Source organism: Pseudorhodobacter sp. W20_MBD10_FR17 (assembly GCF_052119765.1).
Classification (GTDB): Bacteria; Pseudomonadota; Alphaproteobacteria; order Rhodobacterales; family Rhodobacteraceae; genus Pseudorhodobacter.
In genome coordinates, this window is record NZ_JBGQOQ010000003.1 from 17,093 (window position 1) to 38,234 (window position 21,142).

Consider the following 21,142-nt stretch of genomic DNA (forward strand, 5'->3'; position numbering starts at 1 on the left):
TGCTCCCCCGCATCCTCTGCGCCATATTTCCCCATGCCTTTACGCTTTTCATTCAGACAGTTGGAATATTTGGTCGCGGTGGGCGAGGCCGGCACTATTGCGCTGGCCGCACAGCGGGTGAACGTCTCATCCCCGTCCATCTCCTCTGCGATCAGCCAGCTTGAAACCGATTTGGGGCTGCAACTGTTCGTGCGCCACCACGCGCAAGGCCTTACGCTGACACCGGGCGGGCGCAGGGTGTTTAACGAGGCAAAGCAAATTTTGTTCAGCGCCAACGGGTTGAACGACCTTGCAAACACGATTGTCGAAACGGCGCGCGGGCCAATCTCGGTTGGCGCACTGTCCACCGTGGCACCCGTTGTCAGCGCCCAACTGCGCCGCAGCTTTGAGGCGGGTTTTCCCGATGCTTTGGTGACGCTGAAAGAAGGCAGTCAGGCCGATTTGCTGCGCATGTTGGGGCAAGCCGAAATCGACGTCGCCATCACCTATGATATTGAAATTCCAAAAGATGTTGCGTTTGAAGCGCTGGTGTCATTGCCGCCTTATGTCATGTTGGCCGCCGACCACGCCAAGGCGAAGCAGGCATCTTTATCCTTGGCCGATTTGCAAGACGAACCGATGGTCTTGCTCGACCTGCCCATCAGCCGCGAGTATTTTTTGTCGATGTTTCAACACGCAGGCTTTCGCCCGAATATTACCGAGCGTACCGCCGACATGTTCATGGCGCGCAGCCTTGTCGCCAATGGTTTCGGCTTTGGGCTGGTGAATATGCGCACGCGGTCCGATATCGCGCCAGACGGCGAACGGCTGGTCATCCTGCCGTTAACAGGTGCGGTCCGGCCTGTTGTTTTGGGGCTGGCGACCAAGCAATCCGCACACCGATCGGGCATCGTTCAGGCGTTCTTTACGCATGTTCAGGACCACCTGCAAACCCAAGGCCTGCCTGGCATGCATGTACCGCTGTAGCCAGCGTTACGCGCCTTTCAAAACCTGCCTCTGCGCAATTTGTTCGGCCAAGTATTTGGCATCGACCCAAGCGCCCCAAATAAACGCAGACCCCCGCATTGAAAGCCACGGCAGCCCGACAAAATAGACGCCCTCGGCTTTGGACACACCACGATCATGCTGTGGCTTGCCGTCTTGCCCAAACGCATCGACCTTTAGCCAGCCAAAATCTTGGGTAAACCCCGTGGCCCAGATCACGGTTGTAACGCCCGCCTTTGCCAGATTCAACGACAGGATCGGGTCGATCACGCAACTTGGGTCAGGCGGGATGATATGGGCTTCGGGTTCTTCTGGGAATTCAAGGCCTTCGCGTGCGATGTAGGCATCCGACTCGGCCAGTAAAGACAGGTAATTCGCGTCGCCATCGGCAATGTTTTTCGCCAAATCAGGACCGAACTGTAAGACCCCATCGGCAAAACCCCGCGTGCGGCCCACAAGTGTGATCCCCGTTTCGGCAAGCCTGCGGAAATCAACCGTTTCGCCACCATTCGCACCGCTGACAGCGATGGTCACATGCGCCTTGCCCACAGGCGGCGTTTTGGCTTGCCACTTGCCCAACACCCCCAACCACCAGCAAAAATCTTGCCCCCGATAGCGGCGTGGCGGGCGATCATGGGGGCCAACGGACAAGTAGACCTTTCGCCCCGCACGGCGCAGCTCGGTCGCGATTTGCGTGCCCGATGACCCAGCGCCAACAACCATGACGGCGCCCTGCGCCAGTTGCTCAGGGTGTTTGTAAGCCGTTGAATGCATTTGGGTTAGCCCCGCAATCTCAGGCAAGACCGGCGGGATAACCGGCTTCTGGAACGGCCCTGTGGCGACGACAATGTTGTTTGCTTGGATCGTCCCCGCCGATGTCGCAACCACAAAACCATTTTCATCGCGCCGTGCGTTCAGCACCTCTACGCCGCAATAAATGGGCGCGTTGATCTGTTTGGCAAAGGTTTCGAAATATTGGGCCACGCTGTCTTTGGTTGCAAACGCATCTGGCCCCGTGTCGGAAAACTGCAGGGTTGGAAAGCGGTCATGCCACGCGGGGCCATTGGCCACCAAACTATCCCAGCGCTCAGTCCGCCAGCGTTCTGCGATGCGGGCGCGTTCCAGCACAACATGCGCGATGCCGCTATTGGCCAAATGCTCGCTCATGGCCAAACCGGCCTGACCGCCGCCCACAATAACCGTATCTGTTTTGTCAGGTAACATGCTGATCCAATCTTGGCAGAGCAAGGGCCGAATGGCCGTTGCCCAACCCTAATGAGGCCAGCCCTTTGCGGAAAATACGAAATCTTTAATCATTGATTGGGCAAAGGCTAATTGCCGAACGGGCCGCTAACCAAGGCAAAGACCCCTGCCAAATTCGGCTCCGCGCCCCAGTGTAACGCGGGGCGCGGCTCATTTTCAAAGCAGGCGTTCGGCCAAGGGCTTTTTGCCCGCCAAAGCCTTGGCAGAGTGGCTTAGGGTCGGCACAAGCGGGAACAGATCGGCTTGCAAGGCGTGGTAGATATCGGGCTTGCCGGTGAACTGATCCATCGCTTTGGAATTGTCGGCGGCCAGTTCGGGAAACCATCCGCCGCGCGCATGGTCGATCAAATGCTGGTCGGCAAAGGCCCACAGGCGGCGATACCAAACCTCATCTTGGGGTTGCGGGTCCAGCTTGATCAGCGCGGCAAGCACGCCGATCGCCTCGGTCACCGGCCACCAATAACGGGCGTCTCTCGCCACGCTGCCATCTGCGGCCAGCGTGTAGATGAACCCGCCGCGCGCGGTGTCCCACGCATCATCCAACGCCCGATCTACCAACTGGCGGGCCTGCACCAATGCGTCAGACCCGTCACGCCCCGACACATCCCACATTTGCAGCAGCAGCCGTGCCAGTTCGAACGAATGGCCCGGCGTAGACCCTGCTGGGCGAAACATCGGGTTGCCCTCATAGGCGCGGTCAATCTGCCAGGTGTCTGTGTAATGTTCAGGCAAGCGCCAGTTTTCAGCGGGAGCCATACGCCCGACAAAGAAATCAAGGATGCGGCTGGCGCGGGTAAGGTAGAGCATATCGCCAGTGGCCTCATAGGCCGTCAGCATCGCCTCAACCGAGTGCATGTTGGCATTCATGCCGCGGTAGGTGGAAAACGGCTGCCAATCACGGGTAAATTCATCGCGCATCAGGCCGACGCTGTCATCCCAGAAATGGCGGTCGATGATGTCAGAAACATCCGCCAACAACCGGTCGGCACCCGGATGGCCTGCTTGCTTGGCAGTTGCCGCCGCAAGCAGCACAAACGCATGGCCATAGGCCAGTTTCAGCCCGTCCGTTATGCCGTTTTCATCAACGCCCCAAGCGTATCCGCCGTGCTGGGCATCGCGGTGGCGGGTCCATAAATCAGCCATCCCACGGTCAATAATTCCTGCGTTGTCGGGCCTGCCCGCTATCTGCGCCAAGGCATAGGAATGAACCAGCCGCGTTGTTGTGATCAACTCTTGCGGGCCTGCCAACGGTGTGCCGGTAAAATCCAGCGTCACGAGGCCGCCATCTTGCCCAAGGCTTGCGTCAAAGAAATCCAACTGGCGCTGTGCGTCGCGGATAAGATAGGCGCGGTGGGCTGGATCGTTTAGCCAAGACCCGTCGGATGATGCGGCAAGCGGGTGGGACATGTGCAAAACCTTATTGAAAATGCGGCGTTGAACGTTTGGCGCGCCCGCAAAGGCGCGCCAAACTATGTGCATCGGTTGCGCTTACTTCAACGCTTCCATCGGGACAAAGTCCATATCGGTAAAGGACTGGTTGTCGCCGGCCATGCTCCAGATAAAGCTATAGGCGCCAGTCCCTGCCCCGCAATGAATGGACCACGGTGGCGAAATCGCCACTTGTTCATTTCGCATAATCAGGTGCCGCGTTGCCTCGGGGCGGCCCATCATGTGCATCACCATCGCATCGGGGGCCATGTCAAAGTACAAATAGGCCTCCATCCGGCGGTCATGGGTATGGGCGGGCATGGTGTTCCAAACACTACCCTTGGCCAGCCGCGTCATGCCCATCAACAGCTGACAGGTCGGCAGCACATCGGGGTGCACATACTGGAACAAGCTGCGCTGGTTCGACGTTTCCTGCGCGCCCATCCGCTTTTCAATCGCCTCGGATTGGCGGATCACCCGCGACGGGTGCGTGGCGTGGGCGGGGGCCGAATTGCCGTAAAGCCGCGCAGGGTTGGCGGGATCAATCGAGGTAAAGGCAAGTTCGACAATTCCCATACCCAAATACAGCGCGTCATGCGTGTCTAACGCGCACGTCTTACCATCGGCAGTGACAACGGCAGGCCCGCCGATGTTAATAAGGCCTAGTTCGCGGCGTTCTAGCAAGGCTCTGGCCCCGACCATTTGCACAACTTCGGCCGGAATGGTCAAATCGCTGACCGTCGGCATGATGCCAAGCACGACCAGACGGTCGTAATGCGTGTAAGTGGCGGTGACTTGGCCGGGGGTAAAGATCGGCTCGATCAAGAAATTGTCGCGCAGATCTTGGGTGCCCATCGCCTCGGCTTGGGTGGGGTGGACAGCATGACGCAGCCCGATTGCGGGGGTATGTGACATTGTATTTTCCTTTTCAGTGTTTTTGGGGTTATGCCCCGGCTTTGCCGCGCTCGGGGCCGCGCTCGGGGCGCGGGGCGGCGGTGGATTTACGTTTTAAAAGCTCAACCCCTACGGTCACGCGCTGGGTTGCTGCGGTGGGGCCTGCCAGCTTTTCGGCCAGCAAGGCCACGCCAATGCGGCCCAATGCAGCCCTGTCTGACCGAACCGAGCTCAGCTGAGGGGTTGCGTAACTGCCAATCGGCAAGCCATCAAACCCGATGATCGAAATATCATTCGGCACCGAAAGGCCCAAAGATTGCACGGCCTGCATGGCGCCAACGGCAACCATATCATTCATACAAAACAACGCTGTCGGCAGATCACCTTGCTGCAATCGCGCCAGCACAACATCCTTGGCCGCAAGCGAGATATTTGCAGGATTGCCAAGGTCCAGCAAATGCGCCTGCGCCGAAAATCCCAGCCCCGCCTCTTCCATCGCGTTGCGAAAGCCGTCGATACGGCGGCGGATAGATTCGCGGTACGGGTGGGTGACGTGCAAGATTTTGCTATGCCCCAGTTCGATTAAATGCCGTGTCGCGGCCCAAGCGCCGAAATGGTAATCGGGCGACACGCTGGGTAGGCGCATCGTTCGGTCCATGCCGTTTACAATGGCGGCGGGCAGTTTGCGATCGCACAGCGCGTCAACAATATCGGGGTGATCAACCCCCATCAACAAAACCGGCCCATCAACAGCACCGCCCCGCACGGCAGCCGCAATATCGGCCACACTGCGGTGCACCGTTAGGCCGATATCAAGGCCCACCGGCCCGCTTGCCGCGGTGATAGCCGCCAGAATCTCGCCGTAAAACGCATCATTCGTGACATATTGCTCAAGCGTTAGCAGTTGCACCGCCTCGACCTGCCCTGCGCGGCCAGATCGCCCGCGATAACCCAGATCATCCATTATCCCCAGCACACGCACGCGGGTTACCTCGCCCACGCCGTCGCGGTTGTTCAACACCTTTGAAACCGCCGCGACCGAAACACCTGCCGCCTCGGCAATATCTTTTAGCGTGATTGGGGTGGTCATATCCGTCGGCCCTTCCGGTAGTGTCATACTATCCCTGCATACCTGCACGAAACATGAGCCTGCAAACGAAAGTTGCAATTTTCGATCAAACACGCTCACCAGAAGAAATCGCTGTGACCTTGGGCCCGCATCAGCGCCTCCATGAAATAGTAATCACCATAGGGCAACATCGCATCCGCGCGCCCTGCTGGTACATGCCCTGCCCCATGCGCCAACATGCCTTGCGCGGCCGCGTCATCCGTCAGGTCACATTTGGCCAGCAGAGCATCCAGCAGGGAATGGCCAAAATCACGCCACTCGGCGGCCTCATCGGCATCAACCAGATCCGCCAGCATCAACACACCGGCAGCCATAACCGCCGCAGCCGAACTATCAATGGGGTGGCTACCGTCTGCCGGCAGGGCGTAATCCCACACCGGCACACGGGTCTCGCCCATCAACGCCTTGGCCTTGATGGCCAGCCTGCGCGCGGCATCAAGCGACACAGGGTTTCCGGTAGCACGGTGGCAATTGGCAAAACCGTGGATTAGCCAAGCCTGCCCGCGCGCCCAACACGAATCGTCGGCATGGCCTTGGTGTGTTTGGCCGTGCAGCGGTTCGCCCGTCGCCGTGTCGAACAGAAAGGTGTGAAATGTCGTATCATCATCGCGCACCAAATGGCGCAGCGAGGTCGCCTCGTGCAGGTCGGCCACCTCACGAAAATCTGTAATCCCGGTTTCGCGATGTGCCCAATGCAGCAATGCAAGGTTTTGAATTGTATCTGCAATCATCCTGCCATTGGCGAAACGAGCTTGCTCGCGGTCATGTGGGCCGACGGGGTTCCAAGCCTGAATATAGCCGCCATCCTCACGAAAGCGGGCAACAAGGGCACGGGCGGCCTCAATACCCATAGCACGCGCAACCGCGTCGCCTGTGCTTAACCATTCAGCGACCGAATGCAGCGAATAGATAAACCCAAGGTCATGGTCACGCGCCTTGCGGCTATCCAATACCGCACGAAACTGTGGGCGGCGGGCACGGGCGGCAGCAGCGAAAACCGGGTCGGCGGTCAGTTGATGCGCCAGCCACAATTGCCCCGACAAAAACCCCATCACCCAATCAGGGCCATCACACCAGATCCACTGGTTATTGGCCGTACCGATTTTAGGATTGCGCAAACCCGCAACAGGCAGCAGCCCCCGCAGCCGCGCCACACAACGGGTAAGCGTTTGTTGATACTTGTCTTTTCCGGCAACGGACACGTCACCGTTAAAATAAGACGTCTTTTGCATAAGCTACCTCCCCCTCGGCACCACATGTTTCGCAAATTAAGAAACTTTCGTCAATACGAAAAATATTTCTTGACGAGACGCATCGGCAAACCTATGCGTTTTAGACAGCAACGGGCACTCAAATAGCATTTGACGCCTCTAGCCAGCGTTTGGGAGGGCGCGGCGACTAACGAAACTTTCGTAAAATTTCGCTATCGCCGCCATCAATAGGAGAACACGATCATGTCAGCATTTACCCGCCTTGCAGCCAGTGCTGCTATTCTAGTGGCCATGGCCGCAACATCTGCCACCGCCGCCACCTACCGGATGGCAACCAACGTGTCCGACGAAAGCACAGCAGGACAACTGCTTGGTGAATTCGCCAAAGCTGTGGCCGAGCGCACCGAGGGCCGTGTCGAATTCAAGATGTTCAACAACGGCGTGTTGGGCGAACAGTTGCAATATTTCCAACAGATCCAAAAAGGCGTGATTGATGCCGGTCTGGTCAACTCGGGCACTTTGGAAAACGTAGCGCCCGCAATTGGCGTGATGAACCTGCCCTATGTTTTTCGCTCGTCCGAGGAATACGGCAAGGTGATGACCGATGCGGGCGTGCGTGACGTGCTGCAAGCGGCCACTGCTGCGCACAGCGTTGTGCCACTCGGGTTTATCTCTTCCGGTTTCCGCTCCATCTATACCACCAAACCAGCCGCCAGTTTTGCAGACCTGAAGGGCCGCAAGCTGCGCTCAATCGCCAGCCCGACCTATACGGAAATGCTGACATTGTTTGGTGCCGTGCCAACGCCGCTGCCCTTTGGCGAGCTCTACGCAGGCCTTCAGCAAGGTATCGTTGACGGGGCCGAGGGCGGCCTAGCCGGTCTTTATGTGGCGAAATTTGGCGAAGTTGCAAAATACGCCCTGCGCACCAATCAAACCCGTTTGACTGACTTTGTTGTCACCTCGAACCGTTTTGTGGAAAAGCTGGACCCGGCAGATTTGAAAATCGTTCAGGAAGAGTTTGAAAAAATCAGTCTGAAGTCGATCGAATTTTCCGACGACGGCGAAGCGCGCGATCTGCAAAAAGCGGTGGATGAGATGGGCGTTGAAGTTGTTGACGTAGACACCGCCCCCTTCATCGACGCTGTAAAGCCGATGTACCAAGCCGCCCTTGCCGATGCCGATAAGAAAGCCCTGATCGAGGCCATCTTCGCACTGGAAGGTCGCGATTTCTAATCACTTTCCCGGCCGCACATAACGCGGCCGGGACCACGTCTGTTCGGGGCCGCACATAACGCGGCCGGGACCACGTCTTTTGGGGAGGGGCACCATGACCAATCAAGCAATCGCCACAACACCGCTCGCGCGGCTTGGCGGCATCGTCATTCGCGGCATTGAGGTGTTTCTGGTCACGCTTTTGGCGTTGATGGTCGTTGCCATCGCGTGGCAAGTCTTTGCCCGCTACGCGCTGTCTGCCCCCAGCATGTATTCCGAAGAATTCCTGCGGTTTTCGCTGATCTGGCTTGGCCTGCTCTCTGCCGGTTATTGCTTTATCCTCGGGCGGCACATGAACCTGCCGCTGCTGATAGAGATGCTTCCGCCCTCAAAGCAACGCGTGCTGGAATTCGTCAACTCACAACTATCGATGATTTTCGGGGCCATCCTGATTTGGGGCGGCTGCACCAGCGTCGCCGCCAATGCGATGATGAAAACCGCGATGACGCAAATTCCGGTGGGCTGGTTGCAGGCGGTTCTGGTGATTTGCGGCGTGATGATCGTCTGCGCCGAAGCAACCCGGATGACCGCCCGCATCCAAAGCGGTGAGGCGAGCGTGGCGCACTTCATCAAGGCCACCGCTATTGTCATCGCTGCCGTTTTCGCCGTCACAACGCTGTGGCAATCGGCTTGGATGTTGGACAAAGTTGCCGATCATCTAGAGCTGACCTCGACCATCGTGCTCTTCGCCACCTTTGCGATTTTCCTGATTATGGGCAGCCCTATTGCCATTGGCCTTGCCTTTGCAGGCGTGCTGACGCTGGGCTTGCAGCTTGATCTGCCCTCGGTGATGCCGACGGTGGGCGAGACGATGTTCAACGGCTTGGATAGTTTTGGGTTTCTGGCGCTGCCGTTCTTTATCCTTGCGGGCAACATCATGAACGCAACAGGGCTGGCGCGGCGGTTGATCGACTTTGCGATGCTGTTGGGCGGGCGGATTCCGGGCAGTCTGTGGCAAACCAACGTGCTGGCGAATATGTTGTTTGGCACGCTGTCTGGGTCAGGCATTGCGGCGGCCACGGCGATTGGCGGCATCATCACGCCCGTTGCGCGTGAAAAGGGTTATGACATGGCGATGACCACCGCCGTTAATGCCGCCTCGGCCCCTTCGGGTATGCTGATCCCGCCATCGGGCGCGCTGATCGTCTATTCGCTGATCACGGGCGGCAGTGCGTCTATTATCGCGCTGTTTATGGCGGGGTATTTGCCGGGGCTGATTATGGGGATGTCGGTGATGGTCGTCGCGTGGTGGTATGCCCGCAAACACGGCTATAAAACCGAAAAGGTCGAAGGCGGCTTCCCCGAGGCGCTACGCCTGTTTCTGCGCGCTGCGCCCAGCCTGTTGCTGGTTGTTATCGTCATCGCAGGCATCCTTGGCGGCGCGTTCACCGCGATTGAGGGATCTGGCATCGCGGTGGTCTACAGCCTGATACTGGCCGTGATCTATCGCGCCCTAACCCCGCGCAAGCTGTTCGGTATTTTGCTCGACACCACGTTCATCACCGGCGCGATTTTGTTCCTGATCTCGGCCTCGACAATGATGAGTTGGTCGATGACCTTCGCCTCAATCCCCGATACGATCGGGATGCTGCTCACCTCAGTCAGCGACAACAAGATCATCATTTTGCTATTGATCAACGTGGTTTTGCTGGTGGTTGGCGTGTTCATGGATATGTCGCCTGCGATGCTGATTTTTACGCCTATCTTTTACCCTGTTGTCACGGCGATGGGCGTGGATCCGGTGCATTTCGGCGTTATTCTTGTGTATAATCTTGCACTTGGCGTTGTCACGCCACCGGTTGGCACGGTGCTTTTCGTCGCCTGTTCGATTAGCGGCGAGCGTATCGGCAGCGTTATCGGCCCGCTTTTGCCAATCTTTGCGCTGCAAGTTTTGGGCCTGCTGGTCGTGACCTTTGTGCCTGCGGTGGCCTTGGCGATACCGCATCTGTTCGGGCTGTAAGTCGGGTGGAAAGCTCTGCGTTTCAGCCCTACTTGGCCGCCAACCCCTTGCATGGTCTGCGGTTGAAAAGCCGCGCCGATCTGGACCATGCGATGCAGCAGCTTTTGGCCCCGCTGGATCGCCACCGCTCAGCCGGTTTTGCCCGCGTTCAGCTATCACCTTATGGCGCGGTGTTTGACCATGTTGCCGCCGAGATTGAGGGCTTTGCGCGGCCCCTTTGGGCGCTGGCCGCTGCCCAAAGGGGCGGCAGCCAAATCGATTGGTACCCCTACCGCGAAGGGCTGGCCAATGGCACCAACCCTGCACACCCCGAATATTGGGGTGCGCCGCAAAATACCGACCAGCGGTTGGTGGAACTGGCGGCGGTGGGCTTTGCCCTATTGGTGGCCAAGGACCAGATCTTTGACCCGCTGCCGCCCGAGGCCAAAGCCAATATCCGCCACTATCTGCTGCACGCAACCGGCAAGAGCTTTTCGCCCAACAACTGGATGTTCTTTCGCCTGTTGATAGATGCAGGCCTGCGTGCCACAGGGGATGGCCCCGCGCCGACAAGTGGCGACGCTGAACGCACGGCGCTGGATGCGCTCTATCTGGGTCAGGGTTGGTACCGTGATGGGCCGGGCCACCGTGTTGACCATTACAACGGTTTTGCCTTTCACACTTACGGCTTGTTGCTGCACCACTTTGCACCCGAAACGGATAGCGGCGACCATTTGGCCCGCGCCCGCCTATTCGCGCCGCAATTCGCGCGGTGGTTTGATGCGGCTGGCCGTGGCCTGCCTTTTGGCCGATCTATGACCTACCGTTTTGGCATGGTCGCGTTCTTTGCCGCCTATGCCTTGGCAGACCCTGATCCGGTGCTACCGATGGGGGTGCTGAAAGGCCTCATCCTGCGCAATTTGCGCTGGTGGGCCGACCAACCCATCGCCGACCGTGACGGCATTTTGTCAATCGGTTACGCCTACCCAAACCCGCAAATGGCCGAGAATTACAACTCTGCCGGCTCGCCCTATTGGGCGATGAAGGCGTTCCTTATGCTCGCCATGCCAGAGGAACATCCGTTTTGGACCTGTGATGAGATGCCTTTGCCCCCACAGCCGCCTGCCGCCCAAACCGCGCCACGCTTTTTAATCGCGGCGCAAAACGGCACGGTGACAGCCCTTAGCGGTGGGCAAATGGCGCCGATGTTTCGCCATGGGGCCGAGAAATACGCGAAACTGTGCTATTCAACACATGCGGGTTTCTGCGTCGAGGCACATGACATCACCGCAAAAGACGCCGCCTTTGATAACACGCTTGCCATCAAAATAGCGGGGGCTGATTGGCTTACCCGCCAAGGCACCCAAACTATCGCGTTGAATGACGACTATATCCATGCGCGCTGGACACCTTTTGACGGGATACAGATCGATACCCTGATGTGCTTTTGCGGCGGCGGCCATATGCGCCTGCATCACGTTCAAAGCGACAGGCTAATTGAGTTGATCGAAAGCGGCTTTGCCCAAGCGGCGGATCGAACCAGCCCTTCGCAAGACACCGTGTTGATGGATCTATCAGATCCCCCCCGCACTAGTGCTTTGCACCGCCCTGCTGCCAATGTTAGCCTGCTGCACCCTCATGTGCTGATCCCAAGATTGGGAATCGCTTTGCCTTGCGGCTCATACTCGCTTGGCAGTTTTTGCGGTGTTTTGGATGGGCAAACAGTGGCAACCCTACGTACTGCGCTGAACACCCTAAAAAACAAAGATTGCCGATAGGTTGTCCTATCGGCAATCTATCAATCTCGCTGCGGCTCTGCGCTTAGGCCGTAAGGCCCTCAGGCTCGGGCAGCCCGTTTGCGCGGCAACACGCGGTTACGGTATTGGCCAACAAGCAGGCAATCGTCATCGGCCCTACGCCGCCGGGCACAGGCGTAATCGCGCCCGCCACCGCGGCGCAGCTGGCAAATTCGGCATCGCCGACCAGCTTGGTTTTGCCGTCGCGTTCAATCCGGTTGATGCCCACGTCAATCACTGTCGCACCCGGTTTAACGTAGTCGCCCGTAATCATCTCGGGCCGTCCAACTGCTGCCACCAAAATATCCGCGCCACGACAAACGGCAGCCAAATCTTTGGTCCGGCTATGGGCAATCGTCACCGTGCAGCTATCGCCCAGCAACAGTTGCGCCATTGGCTTGCCGACAATATTGCTGCGCCCAACCACAACCGCATTCAAACCTGACAGGCTGCCGTGGTGGTCACGCAGCATCATCAAGCACCCCAAGGGCGTGCAAGGCACCATGCTTTTCTGCCCCGTTCCCAACAGCCCCACGTTGGAAATATGAAACCCGTCCACATCTTTGGCCGGATCAATGCTGTTAATCACCAGCTCCGAGTTCAGATGCCCCGGCAGCGGCAGTTGCACCAGAATGCCGTGAATTTTCGGGTCTGCGTTCAGCTTGTCGATCAGCGCCAGCAAGTCCGCCTCGGCGGAGTCGGCAGGCAATTTGTGTTCAACCGACAGCATCCCGACCTCAAGGGTCATCTTGCCTTTGGATTTCACATAAACTTCTGATGCAGGGTCGCTGCCCACCAGCACCACAGCCAGCCCCGGCGTGATGCCGTGGTCACTGACCAGCCGCGCCACATGGCCCGCCACTTGCCCCCGCACTTTGGCCGCAAAGGCCTTGCCGTCGATAATTACAGCGCTCATCTCGTCTCCTTTGGGCCAGTGGCCCCTAATACCGTTTCTTCTCGTGCGATCGACCAGTCGATCAACTGTCGCCACAACATCTCTGCCAAGTCTGGGGCAAGCCCCTGCGCCGCCGCCTCGGCGCGCACATTTGCCACCACTTGTTCCACCCGTGCGTCAATCCGTGCAGGCCAGCCCACACCCGATTTCACAACCGCCGCGCGGTCGATATAGCCCGCCCGTTCCACCAAAAGCCCGACCAGCGCCGCATCCAGCCGGTCAATTTCGGCCCGAACATCTTGCATCGTTTCACAGTCTTCAGGGCGTTTCATCGCGTCCTCACTTTGGCTTTTGTTCCGCGGCGAACTTATGCGCCAATGCCACTAAGCGAAAGGGGGTGCCACAATCACGCCCCCAAATGATTAGAACAACCCCTCAATATCACCGTCCCGGTTCAGCCGGATCACCTCGGCGCTTGGCACGCGCGGCAGGCCCGGCATGGTCATAATCTCACCGCAGATCACCACGATGAACCCCGCCCCCGCGCTAAGACGCACCTCGCGCACGGGCACCGAATGGCCCGTGGGCGCGCCGCGCAGGTTGGGGTCGGTGCTGAACGAATATTGCGTTTTCGCCATGCACACCGGCAAATGCCCGTAGCCTGCCGCTTCCCACGCCGTCAGCTGCGCGCGCACCGATTTATCCGCCAGCACGGCATCAGCATGGTAAATCCGCTTGGCGATCGTCTCGATCTTTTGCATCAGCGGCATCTCGTCAGGGTACAAAGGCGCGAAATGGGCAGCACCGCTTTCGGCCAGTTGCACCACTTTATGCGCCAAATCCTCTATCCCCGCAGATCCATGCGCCCAGTGCTTGCACAAAATCGCATCCGAGCCTTGCGTTTTCACAAAGTCCATGACCGCCTGCACTTCGGCATCCGTATCCGACACAAAGTGGTTAATCGCCACCACCACAGGCACACCAAATGATTTAAGGTTGTCGATATGCCGCCCAAGGTTAGGGCAGCCCTTTTGCACCGCATCCACATTTTCCGCGCCCAAATCGGCCCGCGCCACGCCGCCATTCATCTTCATCGCCCGCACTGTGGCCACCAAGACCACCGCATCGGGCGCAAGGCCAGCCTTACGGCACTTGATGTTCATAAACTTTTCGGCGCCTAAATCGGCCCCAAAGCCCGCCTCGGTCACCACATAATCGCCCAGCTTTAGCGCGGTTTTGGTGGCAATAACCGAATTGCAACCATGCGCGATATTGGCAAACGGCCCGCCATGTACAAAGGCGGGGTTGTTTTCCAAGGTCTGCACCAAATTCGGCTGCATCGCATCTTTCAACAGCACGGTCATCGCGCCGTCGGCCTTGATATCGCGGCAATAGACCGGCGATTTATCGCGGCGATAGGCAACAACGATAGCACCCAAACGCTGTTCCAAATCGGCCAAGTCATTGGCAAGGCACAAAATCGCCATCACCTCGGACGCCACAGAAATATCAAAGCCGGTCTGACGCGGAAAGCCGTTTGCCACGCCGCCAAGGTTCACCACCACATCGCGCAGGGCACGATCGTTCATATCCATCACGCGCCGCCAAACCACGCGGCGTATGTCGATATCCAGCGCGTTTCCCCAATACACATGGTTATCAATCATCGCCGACAGCAGGTTATGTGCCGATGTAACCGCATGGAAATCGCCGGTGAAATGCAGGTTCATGTCCTCCATCGGCACCACTTGCGCAAAGCCGCCCCCCGCAGCACCGCCTTTCATGCCAAAGTTCGGGCCAAGGCTGGCCTCACGAATACAGATCACCGCCTTTTTGCCGATGCGGTTCAGACCGTCACCAAGGCCCACCGTTGTCGTAGTCTTGCCTTCGCCCGCAGGGGTCGGGTTGATCGCGGTCACCAGCACCAGCTTGCCGTTTGGACGGTCGCTTAGGGACGCGATAAACGCTTGGCTCACCTTTGCTTTGTCATGGCCATAAGGCAGCAGATGCGCAGCCGGAATCCCGAGGCTTTCGCCAATCTCCATGATCGGCCGCTTTTTCGCTTCGCGCGCGATCTCGATATCGGTTTTAAATGCCATGACATCCCTCTCCCTGGTTGAAATCGTCCCACCCAGGCCTTGGAAAACTGTAGTCAGACCAAGCGCACCCGGAATAGGTTTTTCCGACGTATCCCACACCGAATTCGCCAGTACGGCACCTCAACACCGCAATCTCTGGCATTCTAAAAAAGCTTTCACGATTTAGACTCAGGCACGGGCCAATAAAAAAATGCTGCCTTAACGAAACTATAACCCCTCGGGGCGCGTTACTACGGTATCCACTGCCAAGGAGACTATTATGCAAACGTCACGTATAGCCATTATCTTCAACACAGCACTCGGTATCGGAATGCTGCTATCTGCAGGTGTGCTATCCCTGTTGTAAGCAGATTAGCAGGTTTTAGACGCCTTTCCACACCCGCTGGTCTGGAATGTGCAGGGTAATTTCGTCGCCGAGTCGAAACATCCCTTCGCGTTCTACCCAAGCCGTCACACCACGCCGCCATTTTTCCGGGTTAGCAGATGGGTAGAATCGAGCAAACCCGCAATTATTGTTGCGCCCATTCATTGTCCCTGAAAATAGCGTCTCGATTGCGCTTAGGGACTGCTTGGTGCTGCATGCCTGTCAGCCACCCGCCCCAACCAGACCAGACGCCCCACAAAGCCGGCTTTCTTTAACGCAGGCATCGCGCGTTATACCGTCAGCGTGAAAAACACCCGTCGAAACGGCATCAGCGCCGCGCCATCAGGCAACAACGGATAGGCAGCCCCCAAAGCGGCATCATAGGCGTTCAAAAACGCGCGAGTCTCGTCGGCGTTCAGTTTGGCCAAAACGGGTCGCAGCGCGGTGCTTTGGGTAAACATGCGCACAGGATGCCCCTCGGCCTGCGGTTCCAGGCGCTGCACATATTCGCTTTCCCAAGTGCTCACCTCGCCCAAGGGTGCCAGCATTTCCCAATATTTCACGGCACTTAGAACCGGCGTCTCGGGCATATTGGCAAAGCGGTCCGCAAACAGAGATGCTGCAATATCGCGGATAAAGCGGTGCGAAGCCGCCCCCCATTGCCGTGGCATCTGCACAGCTAACACACCACCCGGTGCCAGCATCGCCGCAAGCCTTGGCATCAAAGCCGCGTGATCGCCCAGCCAATGCAACGCCGCGTTAGAAAAGATCAACGCAGGCCCACCCTCTGGCTGCCAATCATTAATGTCAGCGCCGACCAGCCCGCTATAGGCCCCCGTCTTGCGCGCCTCATCCAGCATCGCAGGCGAGCTATCAACCCCGATCACATCGCGCCCTGTAAACCGCGCGGCAAGCGCCGCCCCCACCGCGCCATTGCCACAGCACAGATCAATCACCGCGCCATCGGGCAAAACAGGTACCTGCGCCAGCAAATCCAGTGCCGGGCGCAACCGCAACCCCCTGAATTGGGCATAGTGCTCGGGGTTCCAATCGCTTCCACTCATCCCAGACGCTCCACTGCAAACTGCCCATACCTTATCCCGCGCCGCCACGGCCAAAGCAAATGCTTTCCCCAAACGGGCATCAAATGGGCAAGCTTTCTCTGGCTGCGTTGCCAAATAGCAAAATGCCGCAGGTTTCCCCGCGGCATCAGCAATCTTTTAACAGGGTTTAGCCCCTCAGCTTAGGCCGAAGGTTCCGGCTCCAAATCGCCTTTGGGCGTTTTGGGTTTGGTCTTGGGGATAGCCACAACTGACGCAGGCTCACCACCCGAAGGTTTGTCACCATCATCATCGCCACCCAGCTTTTCACCAGCGACGACTTTCTTAATCTCATCCCCTGTCAGGGTTTCATACTCCAAAAGGCCTTGGGCCAAACGCTCAAACTCTTCCGACTTTTCGGTCAAGATTTTATAGGCAAGCGCATAGCCATCGTCGATAAGCGCCTTAACCTCTTCCTCGATCAAGTTCTTGGTCTCGGCTGAAACCGAGAAGCCACCGGTTTGCCCCTGATAGCCCTGATGCGCCTCGGCGTAATCGATGTTCCCGATTTTATCCGACATGCCCCAGCGCATTACCATCGCGCGGGCCAAACTGCTGGCCTGCATGATGTCACCCGACGGGCCGTTCGACACACCTTCTTCACCCCATTTGATGATCTCGGCCGCTTTGCCGGCCATCGTCATGGCGATCCGCTGCTTGCACTGATCCTTGTGCATGCTCAGCTGGTCCATCTCGGGCAAGCTCATCACCATACCCAACGCGGCGCCGCGTGGAATGATCGTAGCCTTATAGACCGGGTCACATTTCGGCAGCGCCATGCCCACAATCGCGTGGCCAGATTCGTGATAGGCGGTATGCTCTTTTTGCTCGGCGGTCAGCACCATGCTGCGGCGCTCGGCCCCCATCATCACCTTGTCTTTGGCTTGTTCGAAATCCAGCATCGTTACAAAGCGACGGCCCACACGGGCAGCCATCAACGCGGCTTCATTCACAAGGTTCGCAAGGTCGGCACCCGAGAAACCTGGCGTGCCGCGTGCGATAATCCGCAAATCAACATCCGGCCCAACAGGCACTTTGCGCGCATGTACGGTCAAGATTTTCTCACGGCCTTTGATATCAGGGTTTGGCACATGGATCTGGCGGTCAAAACGACCGGGGCGCAGCAGCGCAGGGTCGAGCACGTCTTTACGGTTGGTCGCGGCGACGATGATAACACCTTCGTTCGCCTCAAACCCGTCCATCTCGACCAGCAGCTGGTTCAACGTCTGCTCACGCTCATCATTGCCGCCGCCCATGCCAACGCCACGTGCGCGGCCAACAGCGTCAATCTCATCGATAAACACGATACACGGCGCGTTCTTTTTCGCCTGTTCAAACATATCGCGCACGCGGCTTGCGCCAACCCCCACGAACATTTCTACGAAATCAGAACCGGAGATGGTGAAAAACGGCACGCCCGCCTCACCCGCAATCGCGCGGGCCAGCAAGGTTTTACCCGTACCCGGAGGGCCCACCAGCAACGCGCCCTTTGGAATTTTACCACCAAGGCGGCTGTATTTCTGCGGGTTGCGCAGGAATTCAACGATTTCTTCCAGCTCTTCTTTGGCCTCATCAATGCCCGCCACGTCATCAAACGTCACGCGACCATTCTTTTCGGTCAACAGCTTGGCCTTGGATTTGCCAAAGCCCATCGCACCACCCTTACCGCCGCCTTGCATGCGGTTCATAAAGAAAATCCAGATGCCGATCAGTACAAGGAACGGCAACCACAGCGACAGCAGGCTGAAGAAGCCCGATTGCTCTTGTGGCTTGGCCACAACTTCCACTTCGGCGGCGATCAACTTGTCAGTCACGTTCTCGCCCTGGGGTTTGACAACCGTGAAATCTTTGCCGTCTTTGCCACGCGCGGTAATTGTCTCACCGTCCAGCGTCACACTGGCGACATCGCCGGCATCAACCCGGCCAATAAAGTCAGAATATGACACCGATCGTGATGCCATAGTCGTTTGTCCACCACCGAACAGGTTGAACAAAGCTAGGATCAAGACCAGCAGGACGACCCAAAATGCGATATTTCGTGCATTTCCCACGAAGATTCTCCTTCACTCGCTGGGCCAGAACGGGCCACAGCTTTGCGCTTAAAATAGACATAAGTTTCAACTGTTCAATGCGATAGTACAAATAGATTGAAAGGCGCGACAATGCGCGCGTCAAATCCCCTACCAAAACCCGCCAACGGGGCCGCAATCAACACATCATTGTACCACACCGCAGGCGACACGAGAAGTGAATCGCGACTATGGCCGGTGCTTTTCCAATCCTTGCACTGGTGCAAGCCGTCCGCGCCGAGGGCCCGCACCACCTGCCCCGCGGCAAAGGGTCCGTCAACCTGCCAGCGCCCATCCCACAGCGCATCAGGGCGTGAAACGACCCCCGCCACCGCGCGGGGCTCACGCACCACCCGAAACAATTTATCCGAAACGCGAATCCGACAACCGGCCAAGGTCGCGTCCTGCCCTTGGTTAATTGCTTGCATCACCCGAAGCACTCCAGACCCGCGCGGTGCATAGCCCGCGCCCGAAATCCTGCGCAATATGGCAACCAGCAGCCGCCGCTGCTCTTCTTGTCCCGTTCTGCGCCACTCCCTTATATCAAAAACAACCTCGCCAGCGTCTTCACGACACACCCGTTCCATTGCATCGCGTGTCGCTGTCTCAACAGCGCCTTGGGCCAAAAACAAGTTGTCTATAACCTGCCCAAGTGCATCGACTGTGATCCCCAAAGGTTTCAAAGCCTTTAACGCGCGCCGGGCTTTCACCCGCGTAAACCTGTCATTGTCGTTGCTGGGGTCATCAATCCACGAAACGCCCAGCTGCATCAGATAGCAGCGCAAATCCTTGCGCGCGACTTTCAGGAACGGCCGCACAAACCGAACCCCGCCTTGATCCCAATGGCTTTGCATGCCTACCAAACCGTCAATCCCGGCCTTTCGCGCAAGGCCCATCAAGAACGTCTCGGCCTGATCATCCGCCGTATGCCCCAGAACAATATGGGAAATCGCCTGCGCTGCCGCCCAATCTGCCATCAATCCGTATCGCGCACGCCGCGCGGCATCCATCAGATTGCCCTCAACCTCACCATGCTCCCAACGCAAAACCTGATGTGGCACACCAAGGGCCGCGCACATCTGCGCCACCCCTGCCGCCTCTGCGGCTGATCCGGCCCGCAGCGCATGGTCCACCGTCACCGCATGCAGTGCGAATCCTTGCAATTGCGCGACCTGCACCATCAAATGCAGCGCCGCCACAGAATCGGAGCCACCGGAAACCGCAACAGCGACTCCGGTGGGTTTGGTCTCGGGAAAAAACGGGGATTGCGCCGAAAGCGTCAGAAACTCTTCCAGCTCCGCATCGGCAAGCAGGCTGTCTACTGACACCCCAGCCCCGACGCGGCAAGCGTTGCCTCGGCGGCGGCAGGATCGCTGGGAAAGCGCACGCCAACCTCTTGCAAGGTCACACAGGCCTCGGGGGCTTGACCCAACGTCGCCAAGGCTTGCCCGACTTTCAGCAAAGCACTTGGTGCCAAGGGCCCGGTCATATCGCCGGAAAAGGCCTCAAGCCAAGCGCGCGCGGCCTCGGATGTTTCGCCAAGGCTCGACAGCGCCTCACCCCGATAATAATGCGCCTGCGCGGTTAGTGGACCACCCGTATAGGTCTGGGCAAAGGTCGCAAAGAGGTCCGCGGCGCCGCGAAAGTCACCTTGACCGAGCACCCCCTTGGCCCGGTCAAAATCCGTCTGTTCATTGGTTGCAAGCGATGCGCCAGCGGTTGGCACACTTGGCGCGAGGCTCGGCACAGCGGCACCCGTACCGCCCCCCAAGGTAGGGGTCTGGCCAACGGCGCCCAAGTCGCCGCCTTCCAGCTCGGTCAGACGAAATTCCAAATCGCCAATCCGGTTGGTGCCATCAGACACCACCTGATTGATCCGAAACTCAAGGTTTTCGGTCTTGGCCGTTACCTGCGCCAAGGCCGCCTCAATCGCGTCGACCCGATCCAAAAGCGAGCCGCCAAAGCCGTTCGTGCTGGCCCCGCCGGTCGTCGCCAGTTCAGACCGAAGGCCCTGCACTGACTGGTTCAAGATCGTCAATTCCTGCCGAATATCGGCCAAAGATTGCGCGCGGTCTTGCGCAAACCCTGCCAGCGGTACCACCGCCAGAACGATCGCCATAAAGCCCGCGCGCATCATCATCAGCTACCTGCGCCCAAAGACAGCACAGTCACAGCGCGGCGGTTGCGGCTATAGCAATCCTCGGTCGAACATACTTCTACCGGACGCTCTTTGCCGTAAGAAACGGTGCGAATGCGGCTTGCTGCAACCCCTTGCGACACAAGGAAGTTTTGCGCAGCCGAGGCACGACGTGCGCCCAAGGCAAGGTTGTACTGGCGTGTGCCTTGCTCATCCGCGTGACCTTCGACGATCAGCGCGTAATCGGTGTTGGTGTTCAACCACTGCGCCTGACCTGAAAGTGTTGTGCGGGCTTCATCCGACAGGGTATTTTGGTCCACGGCAAAGAAGACGCGGTCGCCCAAGGTCTGCTGGAAATAGGCAACCGAACGCGGATCATTCGCGCCGCCAAGGCTTGAACTGTCAATGCCGTTTGCGCCGTTACCGTTCGCGCCATTGCCAGCACCAAAGCGGTCAGGGTTATTACAGGCCGCGAGGCCCAGCACAGCGATCAACAGCATCGCCTTTGGTAGATATGACATCCGTTCGTCCTTTGGTTAATAGCTTTGGCTTTCGGCCCCTT

General features: G+C 58.2%; 17 protein-coding genes and 1 pseudogene. 4 read left to right on the forward strand and 14 right to left on the reverse strand.

Going from position 1 to position 21,142, the window contains the following annotated elements:
- The first annotated feature begins 33 nt into the window (after positions 1-33).
- Positions 34-966 carry a LysR family transcriptional regulator gene (locus ACEN2J_RS02720; RefSeq protein ID WP_442103082.1) on the forward strand — a complete coding sequence of 311 codons (933 nt, stop codon included), beginning with the start codon at positions 34-36 and terminating at the stop codon, positions 964-966.
- Between the two features lie 6 nt (positions 967-972).
- Here the strand turns inward: ACEN2J_RS02720 and ACEN2J_RS02725 are convergent, their stop codons facing one another.
- From ACEN2J_RS02725 to ACEN2J_RS02745, 5 genes are all read right to left on the reverse strand, one after another.
- Positions 973-2,208 (reverse strand): flavin-containing monooxygenase, encoded by a 1,236-nt coding sequence (locus ACEN2J_RS02725; protein ID WP_442103084.1) that lies wholly within the window; start codon positions 2,206-2,208, stop codon positions 973-975.
- Between the two features lie 195 nt (positions 2,209-2,403).
- The gene (locus ACEN2J_RS02730) at positions 2,404-3,654 is read right to left on the reverse strand and encodes an AGE family epimerase/isomerase (protein WP_442103086.1); all 1,251 of its coding nucleotides are present in this window, start codon (positions 3,652-3,654) and stop codon (positions 2,404-2,406) included.
- 81 nt (positions 3,655-3,735) lie between these two features.
- Complete coding sequence (kduI, locus tag ACEN2J_RS02735) at positions 3,736-4,590, reverse strand: 5-dehydro-4-deoxy-D-glucuronate isomerase (protein ID WP_442103088.1); 855 nt, start codon at positions 4,588-4,590, stop codon at positions 3,736-3,738.
- 28 nt (positions 4,591-4,618) lie between these two features.
- Positions 4,619-5,659, reverse strand: a complete 1,041-nt coding sequence (locus tag ACEN2J_RS02740; protein WP_442103090.1) for a LacI family DNA-binding transcriptional regulator — start codon at positions 5,657-5,659, stop codon at positions 4,619-4,621.
- 95 nt (positions 5,660-5,754) lie between these two features.
- Positions 5,755-6,930 (reverse strand): hypothetical protein, encoded by a 1,176-nt coding sequence (locus ACEN2J_RS02745; protein ID WP_442103092.1) that lies wholly within the window; start codon positions 6,928-6,930, stop codon positions 5,755-5,757.
- Positions 6,931-7,152: 222 nt separating this feature from the next.
- On the opposite strand from ACEN2J_RS02745, the gene dctP reads away from it, so the two are divergent.
- From dctP to ACEN2J_RS02760, 3 genes are all read left to right on the forward strand, one after another.
- Entirely contained in the window at positions 7,153-8,142 is a 990-nt protein-coding gene (gene dctP / locus ACEN2J_RS02750; protein ID WP_442103093.1) for a TRAP transporter substrate-binding protein DctP, read from the forward strand.
- 94 nt (positions 8,143-8,236) lie between these two features.
- Positions 8,237-10,141, forward strand: a complete 1,905-nt coding sequence (locus tag ACEN2J_RS02755) for a TRAP transporter large permease (RefSeq protein WP_442103095.1) — start codon at positions 8,237-8,239, stop codon at positions 10,139-10,141.
- 5 nt (positions 10,142-10,146) lie between these two features.
- Positions 10,147-11,898 carry a DUF2264 domain-containing protein gene (locus ACEN2J_RS02760; protein ID WP_442103096.1) on the forward strand — a complete coding sequence of 584 codons (1,752 nt, stop codon included), beginning with the start codon at positions 10,147-10,149 and terminating at the stop codon, positions 11,896-11,898.
- 43 nt (positions 11,899-11,941) lie between these two features.
- Here the strand turns inward: ACEN2J_RS02760 and folD are convergent, their stop codons facing one another.
- From folD to pal, 9 genes and pseudogenes are all read right to left on the reverse strand, one after another.
- A complete protein-coding gene (gene folD / locus ACEN2J_RS02765) occupies positions 11,942-12,832 on the reverse strand; it encodes a bifunctional methylenetetrahydrofolate dehydrogenase/methenyltetrahydrofolate cyclohydrolase FolD (protein ID WP_442103098.1) in 891 nt (296 codons plus the stop codon).
- Complete coding sequence (locus tag ACEN2J_RS02770) at positions 12,829-13,143, reverse strand: chorismate mutase (protein WP_442103100.1); 315 nt, start codon at positions 13,141-13,143, stop codon at positions 12,829-12,831. Before ACEN2J_RS02770 ends, folD begins: the two co-directional genes overlap by 4 nt.
- 90 nt (positions 13,144-13,233) lie before the next feature.
- Complete coding sequence (locus tag ACEN2J_RS02775; protein ID WP_442103101.1) at positions 13,234-14,910, reverse strand: formate--tetrahydrofolate ligase; 1,677 nt, start codon at positions 14,908-14,910, stop codon at positions 13,234-13,236.
- A 361-nt stretch (positions 14,911-15,271) separates the two neighbouring features.
- A pseudogene (locus tag ACEN2J_RS02780) lies at positions 15,272-15,379 on the reverse strand (MOSC domain-containing protein); the annotation flags it as partial.
- A 185-nt stretch (positions 15,380-15,564) separates the two neighbouring features.
- Positions 15,565-16,338: a methyltransferase domain-containing protein gene (locus ACEN2J_RS02785; RefSeq protein WP_442103103.1), complete on the reverse strand. Its 774-nt coding sequence runs from the start codon at positions 16,336-16,338 to the stop codon at positions 15,565-15,567.
- A 179-nt stretch (positions 16,339-16,517) separates the two neighbouring features.
- Positions 16,518-18,425, reverse strand: coding sequence for an ATP-dependent zinc metalloprotease FtsH (gene ftsH, locus ACEN2J_RS02790; RefSeq protein WP_442103105.1), 1,908 nt, complete (start codon positions 18,423-18,425; stop codon positions 16,518-16,520).
- A gap of 74 nt (positions 18,426-18,499) precedes the next feature.
- A complete protein-coding gene (gene tilS, locus ACEN2J_RS02795; protein ID WP_442103107.1) occupies positions 18,500-19,771 on the reverse strand; it encodes a tRNA lysidine(34) synthetase TilS in 1,272 nt (423 codons plus the stop codon).
- Entirely contained in the window at positions 19,762-20,577 is an 816-nt protein-coding gene (gene ybgF / locus ACEN2J_RS02800; protein WP_442103332.1) for a tol-pal system protein YbgF, read from the reverse strand. The genes tilS and ybgF overlap by 10 nt, the downstream gene beginning before the upstream one ends.
- A gap of 5 nt (positions 20,578-20,582) precedes the next feature.
- Positions 20,583-21,101 carry a peptidoglycan-associated lipoprotein Pal gene (gene pal / locus ACEN2J_RS02805; RefSeq protein ID WP_442103109.1) on the reverse strand — a complete coding sequence of 173 codons (519 nt, stop codon included), beginning with the start codon at positions 21,099-21,101 and terminating at the stop codon, positions 20,583-20,585.
- Between the last annotated feature and the right edge of the window lie 41 nt (positions 21,102-21,142).

What these genes read in the sequence shown, in the direction of transcription:
- ACEN2J_RS02720 (WP_442103082.1), top strand. Translation starts at nt 34, where the DNA reads ATGCCTTTACGCTTTTCATTCAGACAGTTGGAATATTTGGTCGCGGTG.
- ACEN2J_RS02725 (WP_442103084.1), bottom strand. Translation starts at nt 2,208, where the DNA reads ATGTTACCTGACAAAACAGATACGGTTATTGTGGGCGGCGGTCAGGCC.
- ACEN2J_RS02730 (WP_442103086.1), bottom strand. Translation starts at nt 3,654, where the DNA reads ATGTCCCACCCGCTTGCCGCATCATCCGACGGGTCTTGGCTAAACGAT.
- kduI (WP_442103088.1), bottom strand. Translation starts at nt 4,590, where the DNA reads ATGTCACATACCCCCGCAATCGGGCTGCGTCATGCTGTCCACCCCACC.
- ACEN2J_RS02740 (WP_442103090.1), bottom strand. Translation starts at nt 5,659, where the DNA reads ATGACCACCCCAATCACGCTAAAAGATATTGCCGAGGCGGCAGGTGTT.
- ACEN2J_RS02745 (WP_442103092.1), bottom strand. Translation starts at nt 6,930, where the DNA reads ATGCAAAAGACGTCTTATTTTAACGGTGACGTGTCCGTTGCCGGAAAA.
- dctP (WP_442103093.1), top strand. Translation starts at nt 7,153, where the DNA reads ATGTCAGCATTTACCCGCCTTGCAGCCAGTGCTGCTATTCTAGTGGCC.
- ACEN2J_RS02755 (WP_442103095.1), top strand. Translation starts at nt 8,237, where the DNA reads ATGACCAATCAAGCAATCGCCACAACACCGCTCGCGCGGCTTGGCGGC.
- folD (WP_442103098.1), bottom strand. Translation starts at nt 12,832, where the DNA reads ATGAGCGCTGTAATTATCGACGGCAAGGCCTTTGCGGCCAAAGTGCGG.
- ACEN2J_RS02770 (WP_442103100.1), bottom strand. Translation starts at nt 13,143, where the DNA reads ATGAAACGCCCTGAAGACTGTGAAACGATGCAAGATGTTCGGGCCGAA.
- ACEN2J_RS02775 (WP_442103101.1), bottom strand. Translation starts at nt 14,910, where the DNA reads ATGGCATTTAAAACCGATATCGAGATCGCGCGCGAAGCGAAAAAGCGG.
- ACEN2J_RS02785 (WP_442103103.1), bottom strand. Translation starts at nt 16,338, where the DNA reads ATGAGTGGAAGCGATTGGAACCCCGAGCACTATGCCCAATTCAGGGGG.
- ybgF (WP_442103332.1), bottom strand. Translation starts at nt 20,577, where the DNA reads ATGCGCGCGGGCTTTATGGCGATCGTTCTGGCGGTGGTACCGCTGGCA.
- pal (WP_442103109.1), bottom strand. Translation starts at nt 21,101, where the DNA reads ATGTCATATCTACCAAAGGCGATGCTGTTGATCGCTGTGCTGGGCCTC.